General features: G+C 45.0%; 11 protein-coding genes. 3 read left to right on the forward strand and 8 right to left on the reverse strand.

The window, feature by feature from the left end; genetic code table 11:
• Positions 1-326: 326 nt before the first annotated feature.
• The 4 genes from MHH28_RS19470 to MHH28_RS19485 are packed head-to-tail and all read right to left on the reverse strand — an operon-like array spanning position 327 to position 6,803.
• A complete protein-coding gene (locus MHH28_RS19470; protein ID WP_405104657.1) occupies positions 327-2,729 on the reverse strand; it encodes a glycosyltransferase family 2 protein in 2,403 nt (800 codons plus the stop codon).
• Positions 2,687-4,219 carry a class I SAM-dependent methyltransferase gene (locus MHH28_RS19475; protein ID WP_405104659.1) on the reverse strand — a complete coding sequence of 511 codons (1,533 nt, stop codon included), beginning with the start codon at positions 4,217-4,219 and terminating at the stop codon, positions 2,687-2,689. Before MHH28_RS19475 ends, MHH28_RS19470 begins: the two co-directional genes overlap by 43 nt.
• Positions 4,216-5,424 carry an ABC transporter ATP-binding protein gene (locus MHH28_RS19480; RefSeq protein WP_405104661.1) on the reverse strand — a complete coding sequence of 403 codons (1,209 nt, stop codon included), beginning with the start codon at positions 5,422-5,424 and terminating at the stop codon, positions 4,216-4,218. The genes MHH28_RS19475 and MHH28_RS19480 overlap by 4 nt, the downstream gene beginning before the upstream one ends.
• An 11-nt stretch (positions 5,425-5,435) precedes the next feature.
• Entirely contained in the window at positions 5,436-6,803 is a 1,368-nt protein-coding gene (locus MHH28_RS19485) for an ABC transporter permease (RefSeq protein WP_405104663.1), read from the reverse strand.
• Positions 6,804-6,916: 113 nt separating this feature from the next.
• On the opposite strand from MHH28_RS19485, the gene MHH28_RS19490 reads away from it, so the two are divergent.
• The gene (locus tag MHH28_RS19490; protein ID WP_405104665.1) at positions 6,917-9,376 is read left to right on the forward strand and encodes an O-antigen ligase family protein; all 2,460 of its coding nucleotides are present in this window, start codon (positions 6,917-6,919) and stop codon (positions 9,374-9,376) included.
• 122 nt (positions 9,377-9,498) lie between these two features.
• Here MHH28_RS19490 and galU read toward each other — a convergent pair whose 3' ends face one another.
• Together galU and MHH28_RS19500 are read right to left on the reverse strand one after the other, a co-directional pair.
• Positions 9,499-10,386 carry a UTP--glucose-1-phosphate uridylyltransferase GalU gene (gene galU / locus MHH28_RS19495; RefSeq protein ID WP_405104667.1) on the reverse strand — a complete coding sequence of 296 codons (888 nt, stop codon included), beginning with the start codon at positions 10,384-10,386 and terminating at the stop codon, positions 9,499-9,501.
• Between the two features lie 158 nt (positions 10,387-10,544).
• A complete protein-coding gene (locus tag MHH28_RS19500; protein ID WP_405104669.1) occupies positions 10,545-13,064 on the reverse strand; it encodes a DUF3656 domain-containing protein in 2,520 nt (839 codons plus the stop codon).
• A gap of 267 nt (positions 13,065-13,331) precedes the next feature.
• On the opposite strand from MHH28_RS19500, the gene rfbA reads away from it, so the two are divergent.
• Together rfbA and rfbC are read left to right on the forward strand one after the other, a co-directional pair.
• On the forward strand, positions 13,332-14,210 hold the full coding sequence (rfbA, locus tag MHH28_RS19505) for a glucose-1-phosphate thymidylyltransferase RfbA (protein ID WP_405104671.1): 879 nt from the start codon (positions 13,332-13,334) through the stop codon (positions 14,208-14,210).
• A 21-nt stretch (positions 14,211-14,231) separates the two neighbouring features.
• Positions 14,232-14,792, forward strand: coding sequence for a dTDP-4-dehydrorhamnose 3,5-epimerase (rfbC, locus tag MHH28_RS19510; RefSeq protein WP_405104673.1), 561 nt, complete (start codon positions 14,232-14,234; stop codon positions 14,790-14,792).
• Positions 14,793-14,870: 78 nt separating this feature from the next.
• Here rfbC and MHH28_RS19515 read toward each other — a convergent pair whose 3' ends face one another.
• Together MHH28_RS19515 and MHH28_RS19520 are read right to left on the reverse strand one after the other, a co-directional pair.
• On the reverse strand, positions 14,871-16,832 hold the full coding sequence (locus MHH28_RS19515; protein ID WP_405104675.1) for a stalk domain-containing protein: 1,962 nt from the start codon (positions 16,830-16,832) through the stop codon (positions 14,871-14,873).
• Positions 16,813-18,006, reverse strand: a complete 1,194-nt coding sequence (locus tag MHH28_RS19520) for a S1C family serine protease (protein WP_405104677.1) — start codon at positions 18,004-18,006, stop codon at positions 16,813-16,815. The genes MHH28_RS19515 and MHH28_RS19520 overlap by 20 nt, the downstream gene beginning before the upstream one ends.
• Positions 18,007-18,088: the final 82 nt, after the last annotated feature.

The following is an 18,088-nucleotide window of genomic DNA, read 5'->3' on the forward strand; positions in this document are numbered from 1 at the left end:
AAAATTATAAAACTTAGTCTTATGCATAGAAGTTTTTTACATCGAATGAAAACGGCTACTCAAATTCAAAACTCGTCGAAAGATCTCAGCGACAGGAGTAGATGGAGCAGCAAACAGAGTTTAAATGTTGATGATGTGGATCGCCGCATTTGATTAGCGTGCTTCTATCATAATATTTTCTTTGTGGAATCCCTTGATATGTGTAAAATGTCACTGGCCTAAGATACTACAGGTCTACTCTTTCAGATCTGAATAAAGTGAAAGTTAATTAAAAATCCTGATTGAAAATTCAGAAACTGGATAAATCGAGATTTGAAAAGTTTTTATTATATAGATTTTATTTTTTTGTTATTGGCCCTTAAACACCTTACCCCCAAATTATTACTTAGCACTTTAACTGGTTCTCCTATTGAATAATCCTCTTTCACCTTCGACAAGTTCGGATTGTAAGCCGGGTCATTTTCTAACAAATTGGACCAACGATTTTTGACCCAGGCTATTTCCTTCGAGAATCTTTCCTGTTTCTCAATAGTATCCTCATGTCCTCTACTTTTTGATTCATAATGATAAAGCTTCACGTGAGGTAACCAAACATTGTTGTAACCTGAACTCCATATTTTAAGACAGAGATCAACATCATTAAAAGCAACTTGTAGTTCCTCTTCCAGACCATTCACTTCATTATACACATCCTTGCGAAGCATTAGACAAGCTGCAGTAACAGCCGTATAATTTGATACTATTTTCAGTCTACGGTAATACCCTGTGTGATCAGAATTGAAGTATTTATGGCTATGACCAGCTACCCCACCAATTCCCAATATCACGCCGCCATGCTGAATTGTATTATCCGGATAATAGAGACAAGCGCCTACGGCACCTATTTCTTTGCGCAGAGCCTGGCCTGCCATTTCTTGCAACCAATCACCAGTGATGACTTCCACATCATTATTCAACAATAATATTAACTCTCCACTTGCTTTTTCCACACCAAAATTATTTAATTTTGAATAATTAAAGGGAATATCCAAAGCGTGAACCTTAAATCTATCTTCCTCAATGCTTTCATAATGACGATATAATTCGAATACATCAGTTTCATTACTTCCATTATCTACAATAATAACTTCAAAATTAGCATAGGTAGTTTTGTTGAAAATAGACTCCAAACATTGCCTTAAAACTGAGGACATATTCTTAGTAGGTATTATAATTGAAATTTTAGGATTATGTGTTGGTTTATATCTCATCAAATAAACATTCGAATGTCCTTCTATTGATTCTACAGTTGCATCAAGTGCTCTTCTGTGAATTGCATCCTCAATAGCTTTTAATCCAGCAACATGAGTATAGTCTTTTGTTGAGCCATTAGATGCAGTAGAAGTTGGTATCGCTCTCCAATGGTAAAGGATTTTGGGAATATGATAAATGTTACTTGTTAGTTCAGTAACCCTTAGCATTAAATCAAAGTCTTGGCTACCTTCATAACCAACTCGAAACCCACCTATATGATCTATTAGGCTTTTACGATACACAGATAAATGGCACGTATACATTTGAGACATTAGTAAATCTGGTGACCAGTCTGGTTTAAAGAACGGAGAGAATCGTTCCCCTTCAACTGATATTTTATCTTCATCACTGTAAATAACATCGGCAGCAGGAAATTCATTTAGTAATAATACATTTTCATAAAGAGCATCTGGAGTCAACTCATCATCGTGATCCAATAAAGCAATAAACTCTCCACTTGCTATCTCCAATGCCGAATTAGAGGAGTTAGATATATGGCCATTTAAATTTCTAAAAACTACTTTTATTTTCGGATCAATTTCCTGGTACTCTTTTAATACTTTCTTGATATGAGATTTTGTTGAAGCGTCATCTGAGATACACAATTCCCAATTAGGATAAAATTGTCCTCGCACTGAATCAATACATTTCCTTAGCCAAACTTCTTCTACGTTATACACTGGAACGACTATGGAAATTAAAGGCTTGTATTCAAGTTCTTCAATTGACTGTTTAGTTCTAATGATATCCGAGTCTGTCAACCGACTTTTTTCCATCCATTGTAAATAATCATCAACTGTGTCTTCATTACTGTATTCAAGAGTTTGCTTAATAATAATCCAGAGTGACCGTATACCTTTATTCCTATAAATACCCCAGGCCTTTTTCAGGGGGCCTCCGATCCCCCTAAAGCTGATACCTCGTTGATTACGATATTTTTTAAATGATCTCAACGCAATAGACACTCTACTGATTTTCCTAATCTTTAACCTTTTAAAACTAAATTGTATTTCCTTTTCTCCTGGATCAAACCTTATTGTCTTAGCTTCATTAGGAATATAAAGGAAAGTCTTATTCAATGTTACTCCTTTGGGAATTTCCGCAATTATCATGCTTCGAAATTCACTGAACCCTCTTCCATCATCCCAGTACATTTTCAATGGAATCTTTTCATCTGAGTTCGACTCCCAATATAACTCATTCCATCCATTTAATATATTACCTTCAACTAAAAAGTGCGGATCGGGTCCAACAACAATCCATTCATTATTAATTTCTCTTAGGTCATTAATCGGAACTAATTTCAAATTAATTCTTACTCCAAAGAAACCTAACATAAAGAACAAAAGCTTTTTAATTCTAAACAACAAAAAAACACCCACCCTCATTGATTTCACTTTCCAAAAATCTTTTTCAATCTCGATAGATAAATCCAAGATCTTGAGGTACGTATAGATTCTAATTCCTCATTATACTTTGAATTAATTCGAACCAATTCTTCATTCATTAATTTCATTTCTTTATTTTTACAGGTCATTTCTTCTTTTTCATTCGCCATAACTTCTATTAGTCTCTCAAATCGATTAATCTCATTCTTTAGATTTTCATTTACATAAGCTAAATGTGAGTTTTCCTCATTAATTAGTGATAACTTCCCCTGTAATTCTGATTCTTTCATTGCAAATTCAGTAATTTGTTTACTGAAGTATTCAATAAGTGATATCGACATATCATTTTCGATTAATTTTTGAATATTAAAACTAATCTCCTCAATAGAAACTTCATTTAATAGTTTAAATACTATGAAAGGATCATCATTGTAAAAAACAAAAGTATCCTCATAAACAAAATTATAATTACCACTCATCAAAATATCTTCTTTAGCCACTATCTGTTGGGAAGTTCTAACTGTAATATTATTAATTCGAAACGTCCCTTTAATATTAGAAGGATCAATTCTGAAAGAACTAATTGAAACACCATTGTAAATCATGCTTATGGATTTTTCTAATCCCTCATATTCAATCTTCTTGCTATTCACTTCACTAAAACCATCTCCAGAATCCATAAAAATTTGAAGATAATCCTCTATGACGTTAGATGATTCTTTAATATCAAGTCCAGCTAGCATATAAAATTTTCTTTCTAAATCTATCAGTTTAGCTATAAGTTTCTCTTTTGCTAGCAGATCTGTTTCCAACGGTTGCACTAAAGATAGTCCCTTTTTCTTCGCTGCAATACATATTTTTCTATAGGAATCATCAACATAATCATATTTAAAGATATATTGATTATAGAATCTATCAAGTTCGTTTCGATATATGCCTAATTTCGGATTTTGTGCCGCAACAAAATGAATTGTCATCATTTTTTCCCAAATGTCTACATCGCCATGACTTATAAAATCATAGTTTATTTCCTGTGAATCCAAATACTCTGAAAGATCATTTAAAATAGGCAGCCCATTCACCATGTGCTCTTCAAGCCAAATAAAGTCTTTATTAAAAATTGATTTATATACTGCATTCACTCGCCTTTCGGCTTCAACTACTTTAGGGGAATGAAAAGGTGCTGTGATGACAAAAAATTCCGAACTCACTCTATAAATTTCCTTAATAAACTTTTCCCTATCCTCTGGAAATATATGTTCAAAAACATCCAAAGCAACTACGATATTGTATTTATTATCGGGGAACTCCATAGAGGTAGCATCGCCTAATAAATATTTCGGGTTATCCTTTAAATTATCAGGTAGCTGAATGTCTAAATATGTTATGTGATCCTCAGGCAAAAATTTCTCGAGATTTTGATGTTCATTTGCACCAACCTCTAAAATACTAAATGTTTGCCCAGCTTCCCTTAAATTATTTATTAAATTCGCTACATTATTATATCTTTGATATTGATCAAATAGTATATCAATCACTTTAAGACCTCCCAATTATGATTAATATAAACAAGTCCTTCCGAGAAATACTTATTAGTTATTGTAAATGAAACTGAATTTTCTTTATAATGTATATTAACTAATCCTTCATTATTAAATAGACCTACATCCAAACAAAATGTACCTCCAAGTAAAGGAATCTGAGGTATACAGTATTTCACTTTATGACGTCCCATATCATTGGGTATCGATATTTTTTCCAAAAAGGTATTAGGACCAAAGATGTACTCTCTATTCGGAGTGTATATGGCTGCCCCCAACAAAAGGTCCTCAATTATTTCTTCATAAATTTCGTATTCAATCTCTACAAACATTTCATCAAATGTTTTAAAGGAGGTCTTATTAATTTCAACCTTAGTTATTAATGCGAGAATATCAGGATTTGAGGGTAATATAAAATCGGGATCTACCACTTCCACTTTCGGAGGTTTTTTCATCTCCTCTGAACTGTTTGTATCATTTCTCATATAATCTTCGTATCTATCCACTACTTCGCTTGACTCTCCGACTGACTCTATTTTTCCATCTTTTATCCAAACAGCTTTATTACAAAATCTTTTAACTTGTTCCGAAGCATGAGAAACAAATAGTATTGTCGTTCCACTACGCTTTAAATCTTTCATTTTATCTATACATTTTGTTTGAAAACGTGTATCTCCAACAGCTAGTGCCTCATCCACAATTAATATATCAGGTTCAACATTTATAGAGACAGCAAAGGCAAGCCTTGCAAACATCCCACTAGAATACAATTTAACTGGTTGATCAATGAAACTCCCAATATCAGCAAAATTAATAATAGATTCAATTTTTTCGTCCATTTTCTCCCTGTTATGGCCCATCATTAATCCATTAAGATAAATATTTTCTCTACCAGTATATTCAGGGTTAAAACCAGCGCCAAGCTCTAATATAGCAGATATTTTACCGTTCACTTGTATTTCCCCACTAGTAGGAGTAAGTACCCCTGTTATCATTTTCAAAAGTGTTGATTTGCCCGATCCGTTTCTTCCAAGAATACCAATAGCATCTCCTTTTTCCACAGAAAGACTAATTCCATTCAAAGCAACAAAATCTTTGTGATACACCTTTTTAAGTGGGTGAATGGATTCTTTAAAACGATCAGCAGGTTTATCATACAATTTATAGGACTTAACAATATTTTTAATCTCAATAATTTTCATAATTACCACTCCTATAGCACATCAGAAAAGTGAGGTCTAAGTTTTTTAAAAATTTTGAGACTGAAAGTGAACATAACCAAACAAAATATCCAGAAATAAACCGTTTGATACGGACGGTCAATAAATAAAATATGATCTATTAAAGAATCCCTATAGCCTTGAACAATATAATACATAGGATTTAATTTAAATAATCGAGCCAGAAAATCAGAGAGCATAGTTACGTTCCAACCGATTGGAGTAAACCAAAAACCCATTTGAAGTATTACTGCTATAATCTGGTTTAAATCTTTAAAAAACAAAACGACTGCTGATGTAAAAAAAGAAAGCGAAACAACTAAAATTAATGAACAAAAAATATAATAAATTAATTGAAAACTATAAAGTGTTGGGTAATGTCCATAAGCCCCATAAATCAAAAATATAAAACCAACAAAAAATACTTGAATAAAAAATGCAGAGAAAATTTTCACTAATGGAAGTAATTCAATTTTAAAAACAACTTTCTTCACTAAATAGCTGTAATCCATAAATGAGTTTGTTGAACTTGATAAAGCATCCGAAAAGAAGAACCATGGTATTATTCCCGCTATAAACCAAATAATAAACGGAGTATCACCGATATTCCCATTTCTTAATCCTACCTGAAACACAAACCAATATGTAGCAATGGTCAAGAGCGGATTAATAAACCCCCATAAAACTCCCAAATATGAAGAAGCATACTTTGTTTTAAAATCATTTTTAGCTAAATTAAAAATAAGCTTTCTATTGTTAACAAAGTCTTTAACAAACTGTAGAATACCTTTTACTGAACTTCCCACATAATAAAAAGTAAATGCTACTAACAAACTTAAAACTAAAACAACCCCCATATGAGTGCGATCAAGTTGTTTATTAAGTGTATCCAGCAGTACCGTTCCATTAAGAATGAAAAACGGATCAGTTCCAGTTGAAGCAAGAACTGCTTTTTCGCTATTGCCATCATTAGATAAAGAAATTTGATTTAATTGTAGATCACTCTTAAACAAATCGATCTTCACATCAGAATTACCGCTTAGATATATATTTTTTACAGATATTGAACCTTTTTCATTCCCAATATCTACTCTTATAAAAGAATACCCATTAGGAATTTCAAATTTTAGAGTTTGCCACTTTGTATTCTGATCATAGATCTTTTTAACGGAGTTAGTTTCGTCCCAGCCTTCGGGGGAGGAAGAATAGAATACTTGGTACTCATCAGATACTTCAGAATTAACATCCATTTTCAAGATTATTTTCCCATTATCTTTGACGTACAATTCAATGTAATAAAAAGAAACAACTAATACCAATAAAGCACTAAGTAAAAGTAAGATTCGTTTAACTAACTTCATTCAATATTTCTCCTAACTATCTCTTAAGATTCACCTAAAAAGGATAAAAGTTTTATTCAAATCGCTCATATGCTAAAATATCCTCGTACCTACAGATAAAGGAGATTATAAACGTGTCGAAACCAGTATACGGTAAAAATGCGGTTCAGTCGAGAAATGTTGAAAAGATATCCAGTTACATATGGGCGTTAGCGATAGGGTTCATTGTTTTTTTGGTCTGGGCCCCGTTTCAAGTGGGATTATTTAATGGACAGCAGATTGACTTTGAGAAGCCGATCTATCTGTCTTCACTCCTAAGCAGCCTATTGCTGCTGGTGTGGTTAGGCTTGTACTTCACCAAGTTCAAGCTGGAGGGACAGCGTGATGCGCTGGCTGTGGCTTCGTTGCTGTTGCCTGCTACCTACGCGTTGTCGCTTATTGGCGCTGCTTCGCATTATATGGCGATGAATCTGCTGTTTGTGCAGAGCATGTATGTCGCAGTATTCATTATAGCGTTATATTTGCTCCAACAAAAGCAACTAAATGTTGTCATTCAAAATGCTATTCTGGCAATTGCTTATTTCATCGTCGGTTTCGGTCTGCTGAACTGGCTTGGCAGCTGGAAATTTGCCGGAGGTATGGTAGGCTGGTTCTCCAACACGGTGCGCAATGGTAAATACTTGGATGCGGTCATGACGGACTCTAACGGTCTGCGTTTGACCTCCATTTTCCAGTATGCCAATACTTATGCGGCCTTCCTCATGGCCTTCCTGTTCGTGGCAGTGTATGCCCTGGTTCGCTCCAAAAAGTGGTACGGTACGCTGACGCACAGCTTCATGCTGGTGCCCATCATCGTCTCCCTGCTGTTGACCCTGTCTCGCGGCGGACTTGTCATGCTGCCTGTAGTGTTCATCCTGCTCCTGCTGTTCCTGAAGCCTGCGCAGCAGATTCTCTGGATTATTCATCTGGCGATATCCGGCCTTGCGGCTCTGCTGGTTACCAACCCGCTGACAACTCTTGGAACAGAGTTAAATACGACTTATTCCTCATCAGCAGCGCTTAAGGCCTGGGCCTATCTGATCGGAGCCTCGGCAGTAGTTGGCGCTCTGGGATGGGTGATTCAACGTTTTGTTGCACCTTGGCTGCATGAGAGGCTGGGAGGCTCAGAAACCCGCAGATTCACAGGACTATGGATTCCACTCGGCTCAGTCGTAGCTGTGGCTGTCGTTGCATTCCTGCTGATCGGGACAGGATTGAAAAGTATTTTACCGGATAATATCGAGACGCGGCTGGAGAACATTAACTTTAAACAGCATAGTGTACTCGAACGGTTCACTTTCTACAAGGATGCCATGAAGGTAGTGAAGGATTACCCGATTCTCGGATCAGGCGGCGGCGGTTGGGCTTCCTTATATGAAGAGTACCAGAACAACCCTTATATAAGCCGTCAGGTTCATAACTTCTTCCTACAGTATTTGATCGAAGTCGGGATTGTCGGGTTCATTGTATTTATGGGCTTTATCGGATATATTTTCTACAAATACATTCGTGCCTACCTGAAACGTGACAAGGATGAGTTCAATAACGGATTCTTCTTCTACATTATTGCGCTGTCTATCCTTGTACACAGTCTGCTGGACTTTAATATGAGTTACGCGTTCATGGGTATTCTGGTGTTCATCGGTTTGGCTGGTATGGGCGCTGTAATGGATAACAAACCTCTCCGTCAGAGCTGGAATAAAACAGGAATTCGTATGGGTTACATGGCTGTCCTGACCATCGGGACGGTATTCCTGCTGTTCCTGTCGATCAATTACATCGGGTCCAGCAATGCTGCTCTCAAAGGTAAGAGCTTAGTTTCGGTTAGTACTTCTTACGAGGAAATCAAAACTCCTTTGGTCAAAGCATTAGATGCCCGTCCGTACCATCCGGAAGCAGCATTATACTTGTCCACTCTTGACATGCAGGTATTCAAGCAAACCCAAGACGAACAATATCTGGCTGAAGCGTCCAATGTATTGACTCGCGCTTTGAAAGATGAGCCTTACAACAAAAATCTGTTGGCTCAATTGGCCAGCTATTACGATCTAAAGGGCCAGCCTGATATGGCATTGGCAGTATATAGTGACAATGCCTACAAGTTCAACTGGGATATTACATGGTATGAGTCATTGATTAACCGTGCTCAGACGCTTGCTGCGGCGGCGGCTGAGCAGAAGGATGAGGCTAAGAAACAGGAATTCATTACAAGCGGTCTGGACGCATACAAGCATGTAGTGGATGGCGTGGAGCATTTGAAAACCTTGCCGCCTGAGCAGCTCCAAGGCCGTCCGTTCTCGGTTACCCCTGCCATCGCACTGAATGTGGGCAAGCTACAGGTCATCTCAGGACAAAATGATGTAGCTGCCACTACGTTGAAGCTTGGGTTGAGTGAAGATTACAGTGATACCACTAACCGCGAGGTAGCCCGCTGGTACTTGGCTGCACTGAAGAAAGCAGGAGCAGCAGTTGATCAGCCCGTCTATGACAAGCTGGTTGCCGCTGATCCGGCCGAAGCCGCAGCCATTGAGGCTGTTGTGAAGACACAGTACTGATCAGAACAGCAGAACAGTTATAGAAAAAAAGCGGCTTACTGTCTGAGTACAGTAGGCCGCTTTTTTATGATGATTCAGGGGAGGTTGGATAAGTATATGCATGAAGATAAGCGATAGTTTTCTTACCTGCTAAACAGTTTCTCCTCGTTCTCGATAACCTGCTTCAAATACTCCAACAGCCCTTCCTTAAGCTCCTCATGCTGAAGTGCATAATGAATGCTTGTCTGGATAAAACCCATCTTCTCGCCGACGTCATGCCGTCTGCCTTCGAAGTCATAAGCAATAATCCGCTCTACTTCGCTTAAACGGGAAATCGCATCTGTAAGCTGAATCTCTCCGCCTACACCTACCTGCTGCTCACCCAGCATATCGAAGATACGCGGAGTCAGGATATAACGTCCCAGGATTGCCAGGTTGGATGGGGCATCCTCACGCTTAGGTTTCTCAACCAGCCGATTGGCTTTATAGACACGTTCTGCTAATTCAGAGCCGTCCACCACCCCATAACGGGAAACATCCTCCCATGGCACAGGCTGCACCCCAACAATGGATGATCTATATTGCTCGTACACCTCAATCATCTGCTTCAGGCAGGGCTTGTTCGACTCCACGATGTCATCCCCCAGCAGGACGGCAAAGGGCTCGTTACCGATGAACTTACGGGCGCACCAGATGGCATGTCCGAGGCCGCGCGGTTCTTTTTGGCGGATGTAGTGGATGTCGGCCATCTCGGAGGATTTGCGCACCGATTCCAGCAGTTCCCACTTCTGCTTCTCTGCCAGATTGAATTCCAGTTCGAATGAATTATCGAAATGGTCTTCGATTGCGCGCTTGCCTTTACCCGTCACAATAATAATATCTTCGATCCCGGAAGCAACCGCTTCTTCCACAATATATTGAATCGTTGGTTTGTCTACGATGGGCAGCATTTCTTTGGGCATCGCCTTGGTCGCGGGCAGGAAGCGGGTTCCCAGACCGGCAGCGGGAATAATCGCTTTACGGATCTTCATCTCATAGCTCCTTTATCGTAAATACTCATAATCTCAATTATAACAGTTCCTGCTGCTTTTGGGCAGCGCACAAAAACAAGCCCGGGAGAACTTCCAGAGCCATCCGATTGGATGGCCCCGGTTTCGCCCGGGCCTTAGCCATATTAAGTCGGTATCAATTACTTCGCATTCACCAACTGCCCGCGCGTAACCCCAAGCTGGTTAGTAGCCTTCAGGCTCTTCCATACCTGCGTACCGGAGATTTCACCACGCAGTGCACGGCTGTAGAGGCTAATGACCTCCGCGACCTGCTCTGGTGTCTCCTCCAGGAATTCAACACGGAAAGAAGCTACGCCTAGCTCACGGAAGTGATTGAGGTATTCAGCGCCCGACTGCTCGACGGCGTTATAGACGGTGTTGCGGCAGCCTTCATCCACACGGACGGGATGGGACATGCCGATGCGGTCCTGTAAGGACGCACGCTGCTCCTCACAAGGACGGCCACAGTTGGTGTAGTCCGTGCCTTCACTCATGAAGGTACAATAGACGCAGTGTTCTGTATGGAACATCGGCAGATGCTGGTGGATAACAACCTCCATGCGGGAGGTGTCGCTGTGCCCCAGCAGGTCGACCATCTGCTGAATGTTCAGGTCATACGACGGTGTCACCATGTCACAACCGGCGTCAAGGAACAGATCCACAGCCCGGTGATTGGCGATATTAAGCGAGAAATCGCCAATCAGCCGGGGATGCACAGCATCCGGGTGCTCCATACGGTGGCGCAGGTAATAATACAGCGCACCGGTGTTGCGCACCAGCACGGCATCCGGCTGCAGCCGCAGGATGTTGGCATGGTAGCCGTTCTCGTTCGGCATATGGATGCGCGGTGTGGCCAGCGCAATGCTGGCCCCTGCAGCCCGCACAGCGTCTACTGCCGCCGGGAACTGCTTGATGAACTCGAAGTCGGCGTAGATATTCGTTACGCCTGCTTCGAGCGCAGCCTGCACCTGCGGCAGGCTGCGGCACAGCGCGGTGAGCTCCGCCTCACCGCTGCCCGCTGCGGCGCCCCTGCGGGAGGCGCCGCCGTAGACCTCTACCTCCCGTTTCACATACACGGGAGGCTTAGGACGCTCGCCCGCAAGCAGCTCCACCGCCTGGCGGCGGATGCTGTTCAGCTCGCGCATGGGCACAATCACGTCGCCTTGCAGATGCGACTCCAGCGCTTCAAGCTGGAACAGGGTCCCGCCCAGGCGGCCGAATTGTTCTTCCAGCAGCGCGGTATCCATCGGACGCTTCTGCGCTGTCTCCAGCGCGAGCTCCGAATCCACACGGACAGTGACGTTCTTCTGAACGTCTGTCCACCAGGTCGTCAGCTTCTCGCCCACGCAGCCTTGTACTCTCACATGGACCGGGAATACCCGGTACGGCTTTTCAGTCTCGTAGGACTGGCGCAGCGCCTTGTCGAGCGCAGGGTCGTTCGTCTTCCAGATACGGTCTCCTACATGCAGTCGGCGCAGATCTACGTCATTACGGCCCGGAACGATGTCGATGATCCAGCCTTCCCCGGCTTCACCTTCCAGCTTGACGCCTTTGCGGCGCAGGTCGTAAACGCGGCCACCTTCTTCCTTCTTCGTCGGATCTCCGGCGTCGAACACAATGCCGTCTCCACGTTTAAGCGGAGCATGAATGCGGCAGACCACGCCATCGCGCAGAATCTGCTCCACGGTGCCCAGGTACACTCCCCGGCTCTTGGGGAAGGTGCCGTCGACTAATTTCTTATTATTGGTGCCTTCAAGGAAACCGTTGGTGAACCCGCGTGAGAAGCTCTGTTGCAGCTCACGCATATCCTCCTTCGAGGTAGGCGTCCAGTTACCGTCAAAATACTTATCAATCGCCTTACGGTACTTACTGACCACATTAGCGACATACTCCGGGGTTTTGAGCCGGCCTTCGATTTTGAACGAAGTCACTCCGGCTTCAATCAGCTCCGGCATCAGGTCAATGGCGGCAAGATCCTTCGGCGACAGAAGATAAGTCACATCGCCCATCGGCTTCACTTCACCGTCAATCATCAGATCATACGGCAGACGGCAGGCCTGAGCGCATTCCCCGCGGTTCGCCGAGCGTCCGCCCCACATTTCAGAGGTTAGACACTGGCCCGAGTAGGATACACAAAGTGCACCATGCACGAAGACCTCCATCGGCAGGCGGGCTTGCTCGCCAATCGTGCGGATCTGCTTCAGATTATTTTCACGGCCGAGTACGACGCGTTCCAGCCCCCACGGCTTCGTGAATTCCACCGCTTCCGGCGAGGTAATCGTCATCTGTGTAGAACCGTGAATCGGGAAGTCCGGAGAGATCTCACGGATCATCTTCACCAGCCCCAAGTCTTGCACGATTACAGCATCTACACCAGCGTCCACACAGGCATCAATCAGTCCCTTGGCATCCGGCAGCTCATTCTCGAACACCAGTATATTAAAGGTCAGGAACCCCTTCACGCCATAGCTGTGCAGAAACGCCATAATCTCCGGCAGCTCGTCCATCCGGAAGTTGTTCGCTCTGGCCCGTGCATTAAATTTCTCTACGCCAAAAAAGACAGCATCCGCCCCGTTCGCCACCGCTGCACGCATGCAGTCCCAATCTCCCGCCGGAGCCAGCAGCTCTACGTCTTCTCTGCGTATTCCTTGCTCTTTCATTTATATCCTCCCAAACCGCCTGATCGGCGGGTCATTTACAGCTTTTTAACTTATTAATTGTATCAAATATCACAGCTGTCTGCCAGTAAAATAGAAACACTTGGATTTTACTTTCCATAGGGATCTATCTTAAAATAGCCAAGAGCTCCTGCTTTAATAGACAAATGAAGAAGAACCAGCGTAAAATATGAATAGAAAAGAATAAATACGCAAAAGATCTCACGGTTCCCAAAATTTATATGCAGCAAAAGGAGAGTTGAAACAGTTATGAAAGGCATAATTCTTGCGGGAGGAAGCGGCACCCGGCTTTACCCTCTCACAATGGTAACCAGCAAACAATTACTGCCGGTCTATGATAAACCCATGATTTATTATCCTCTGTCCACATTAATGCTGGCAGGCATCAAAGAAATTCTTATCATCTCTACCGCTGAGGATACACCACGCTTTGAAAATCTACTTGGCGACGGCTCCCAGTTCGGAATTTCACTGCAGTATATCGTCCAGCCAAGTCCGGACGGGCTGGCGCAGGCTTTTATTCTGGGGGAAGACTTCATTGGGGAAGACTCCGTAGCTATGGTTCTCGGAGATAATATATATTACGGGAACGGCATGACCAAGATGTTGAAGCAAGCTGCCGACAAAACAAGCGGGGCGACCGTATTTGGCTACCATGTGCCCGATCCCGAACGTTTTGGTGTAGTGGAATTTGACGGAGACGGCAAGGTCCTCAGCATTGAAGAGAAACCGGAGCATCCAAAATCTAATTATGCGGTTACCGGCCTGTATTTTTATGATAACCGGGTGATTTCTATTGCTAAAGAAGTCAAGCCGTCGCACCGCGGCGAACTGGAAATCACTTCAATTAATGAAGCCTATCTGAAGCTGGGCGAGTTGGATGTTGCTCTGCTTGGACGCGGGTATACCTGGCTCGATACCGGAACCCACCAGAGTCTGGTAGATGCCACCAACTTCGTCAGAACGATTGAAGACCATCAGGGGATCAAAATCTCTGCACCGGAAGAAATTGCTTATGTCAATGGCTGGATCACCAAGGAACATCTCCTGGAATGCGGACATAAGCTGAGCAAGACCGGATACGGCCAATATTTAATTAAAGTTGCTACAGGTAAAATCCAATTTTAAACCATAGAAAGAGTGGATACGATGAAGTTTATCAAAACCAATCTTGAAGATGTTCTCGTCGTTGAACCGGCTGTCTTCGGGGACCATCGCGGCTGGTTCATGGAGACCTACAGCGAGTCCAAGTTTCATGAACACAATCTCTTTTACCAGTTCGTTCAGGACAATCAATCCTATTCCGCTGTAAAAGGAACTTTGCGCGGACTTCACTTCCAGCTTAACCCGAAGGCACAGACCAAGCTAGTACGCTGTACACGCGGATCGATCTTTGATGTGGCTGTCGATATTCGTCAAGGCAGTCCTTCTTACGGCAAGTGGTTCGGCGTTGAGCTAACTGCCGAGAACAAGAAGCAGCTTCTCATCCCTAAGGGGTTCGCCCACGGCTTCATGACACTAACGGAGGATGTCGAGGTGCAGTACAAGTGCGATGAGCTGTACGCGCCTGAATGTGACGGTGGAATTCTGTGGAATGACCCTGACATCGCCATTGAATGGCCGATTGATGTAATTCCTGTACTGTCTGCCAAGGATGAACAAGCGCCGCTGTTAAAGGATGTTAAGCATAATTTTGTTTATCAGGCTTAAGTAATTATTTTAATGGAAAATTGCAAAAATAACGTCCCGGCTCATCGGCAGCCCGGGACGTTATTTTTGTATTTATATTTATTCCGCCCACCCAAACGACCCCAGCACCTTCTCCAGTGTGGCTTGCTGGCTCGCCGTAGCATTGGCGGTGTTCAGCGTGATAGTGAGCGTATAGACCACCTCATTGCGGCTGAAGACAATGATCTTCGTGCTCACCGGGATGCTGTTCTTGGTCTGCTTTACTGTGAGTATGGTGGCTGGCATACCGGCGAAGGCGGTTTCCGTGACGCTTTTCACCTGCGGACCCTTGGGATCTTGCTTGGTGTTCTGGTAATAGCTCTGCAACTGGCTGACGGCATACTCCGGCGTGACCTCGGGGCTGGCATAGAGCTGGAACCGGCCGCCGGTGAAGCGGTACTCTATGCTCTGGCTCTCCAGAAGATCCTGAACCGGGCTCCACAGCCGCGGAATATCGAGCTTGTAGCCGTAGGTCTTGGACGTCTTGGTGACCGACTTCTGGCTGAGCTGGGTATAATCCTCTGACGCCAGGCGTCCGAAATTACTCTTAGTCTGGGCAAAATCAATATCGATTGCGTTCAGCACCTCTGTAAAGCGCGCCTGATCCGCGTTCTGTGCAGGCCCGGAGGCCGCAACATATTCAAAGTAATAACGGTACCCATTCTTCAGCAGCAGAATCTGATATTCCGTATTCCAGCCGCTGCCCGGATTAAGTCCAATTTCATTAATCAGTGCCGGCTCACCGGAGACCTTGCCCGCTGCGCTGTTCTTCAAGCTATACGCCTCCGCCACATAAGTGTCGCGGAGCTGAGACAGCAGTTCCTCGTTCCAGCTGGCCAGCGTGGAGCCTGCCGGGGCGGAGCTTACTTTTACACGCAGATAACTCCCCCGTGGGCCCGTATAGGAGAGCTGCTGGTCATCTGCACTCCAGTCGGCAGGAACCTTCAGCGCAATCCCATAGTCTTCATTGTACCCTGCGCGCAGCCCGTTGCGGATGGAGGAGAGATCGCGGAGCTTTCCGTCAGAAGTGTCAAAAGAAGGCTGAAAAGAATTCAGCAGCGCTGCATATTTGCCCAGGTCCTTATAATTCGCTGCATTGTCATCTGTCAGATAGATCTCATACAGCCTGCCATCAGCATAATATTGCCTGCCCTCCCAGAGCGCGCCGCTCGAATCCTTGCTCACAGTCCGGGCGTAAGGAACCTTGGCCTTAGACACAGCCTCCCGGTCCAGCACAGTTTCCCCGCCCTCCTCCGAGGAGCGGACCAGATTCTCGAGCAGCCCATCGGCATCCAGCGGAACGGCCTGCGGCGAAGCATGTACCTCCAGATAGTAACCGTTCTCCGCACTGGTAAAAGTCGCTACGCTCTCGTTCCCTCCGCTGTCGCCTACCACCAGCCCTGGCGGATAGTTCATGCTCCACTTCAGATAACTGTTGCCGATCCGGGTTTTGCCGGAGTCACTGTCGATCCCGCTCTGCGTTTCAGCGCCTGCTAGCGCCGCCGGAGGAGTCAATGTAACCCTTACGCCTCCATCCTCCGCCGGAGTAATCCGTGCGCCGAGCACTCCAGCCACGAACCTCAGCGGCACCATCAGTACACCGGATACCATACGCGGCGGCGCGGCGAGCTTGATTTTGACGCCATCCTTCCAGGCGGTTGTGCTGCCTATCGTCATCGCACCGGTATGCTGCCCGTACATCACCTTCACCACATCATCGCCTTCGAGGGAGACGGTGCTGCCGAAGGCTTTTTTGAATAGACCCAGCGGGACCAGCAGCGTTCCATTCTCTGAAAAGGGCTTCTGAATCGTAACCGCCTTCCCGTTAACCGTCGCAGATGTACTGCCCGCTTGAATACTAAGCTGTAGCATGGCCCCCTCCGCCGCCCCGGCCCTTCCCAAGGGAAATAGGCTGAGCAGCAGCAACAGGATTACAATGACAGACACGCCGCGCCGTAGATGCGCTGCCTTGCTCCCCGGCTTGGCTGTGCCTGCCGTCCCCTCATTCTGTCGTCTGATCATCGGCATCCCCCTCCGTCTTACCGGCACTCACCAGAGGGTCACCTTGTGCAAGAACAAGGCTTCTGGCTACGATATCGCCGTCACTCTGCATGAGCAGTTTTACCACTGCCCCCGGCTTGTATTGCCTGAATAATTCATTAACGTCAACAAGCGAAGTTACCCGGTGACCGTCTATGGCATACAGTGCATCTCCGGCCGTAATTCCTGCCTTGCGCGCTTCTGCCGTAAGCACCTTTGTCACCGTCAACGGCTCCTGCCCCGGCAGTCCGACGATTACAGGCCAGCTCTCTTCAAGCTCCACGCCAAGGCTCGGACGCCGGACCTCTCCGTATTGGAGCAGCTGATTCATGATGTACTTCACCGTATCGGCGGGAATCGAGAAGCCCATATTTTCAACACCCACGGCTGCGAACTTCATGCTGTTGACTCCGAGCACCTCGCCCTTCATGTTAACCAGCGGTCCGCCGCTGTTGCCGGGATTGATGGCCGTATCGCTCTGGATCAGCCGGTACGCCGCATCCACTGAACGGTTGAGACCGCTGATTACGCCTACAGTAGCTGAATTTCTCAGGGAAAAAGAGATCGGCGTTCCGATCGCTATAACCTTCTCTCCTACCTGAAGCTTGGCGGCGCTGCCTGCGAAGGTTGCGGGCCTCAGGGCTTTGGCTTTGATTTTGACCAGTGCAAGATCACTGAATTCGTCCGAGTATGTATCTGTGATGTTATAGCTCGTCCCGTCTGAGGTGACCACTACCGCCTTCTCCAGCCCGGTCATCACATGGGCATTGGTAATGATCCATCCGTCTGCGCTGACGATAATCCCGGAGCCGTGGGTCAGATTGTAACGGTCATCCGGTCCGCCGGTTTCTCCGCCTGCTTTGCCTATAATGCCGACTACAGACGGCGAGACTCTGCTTATGATCTGCGGAACCGGGTCTGCTGCTGCGGACTGGCCCCATTGCCCCCTGCTCTCCTTTTGCACCGGACCTGCTTGTCCGGCCTTCATTACGTTCACAACCGCGCCTCTCTCTGACGCTAACTCTCCCTGTTCCCTGTAGACCGCCCCATGCACAACACCGGATGCACTTATGAATGCCGATGCCGACAACGACAACAGCAGCATGCCCAGCAGTATATTCCTGCCCCGGGCAATCCCGCTCCTCCCCATTCCCATGGCTCTCCCCTTCTTTCCTGTGCGCGAAGCATATGAATTCTTATCTTTAAAAAAAGACGCCTTTAGGATCGCCGCAGGCGGT

The sequence above is a fragment of the Paenibacillus sp. FSL K6-1217 genome (genome assembly GCF_045040735.1).
In the GTDB taxonomy this organism is placed as follows: Bacteria; Bacillota; Bacilli; order Paenibacillales; family Paenibacillaceae; genus Paenibacillus_AQ.

Coding starts and splice junctions, on each gene's coding strand:
- MHH28_RS19480 (WP_405104661.1), bottom strand. CDS start 5,424: ATGAAAATTATTGAGATTAAAAATATTGTTAAGTCCTATAAATTGTAT.
- MHH28_RS19485 (WP_405104663.1), bottom strand. CDS start 6,803: ATGAAGTTAGTTAAACGAATCTTACTTTTACTTAGTGCTTTATTGGTA.
- galU (WP_405104667.1), bottom strand. CDS start 10,386: ATGAAGATCCGTAAAGCGATTATTCCCGCTGCCGGTCTGGGAACCCGC.
- MHH28_RS19500 (WP_405104669.1), bottom strand. CDS start 13,064: ATGAAAGAGCAAGGAATACGCAGAGAAGACGTAGAGCTGCTGGCTCCG.
- rfbA (WP_405104671.1), top strand. CDS start 13,332: ATGAAAGGCATAATTCTTGCGGGAGGAAGCGGCACCCGGCTTTACCCT.
- rfbC (WP_405104673.1), top strand. CDS start 14,232: ATGAAGTTTATCAAAACCAATCTTGAAGATGTTCTCGTCGTTGAACCG.
- MHH28_RS19515 (WP_405104675.1), bottom strand. CDS start 16,832: ATGATCAGACGACAGAATGAGGGGACGGCAGGCACAGCCAAGCCGGGG.
- MHH28_RS19520 (WP_405104677.1), bottom strand. CDS start 18,006: ATGGGAATGGGGAGGAGCGGGATTGCCCGGGGCAGGAATATACTGCTG.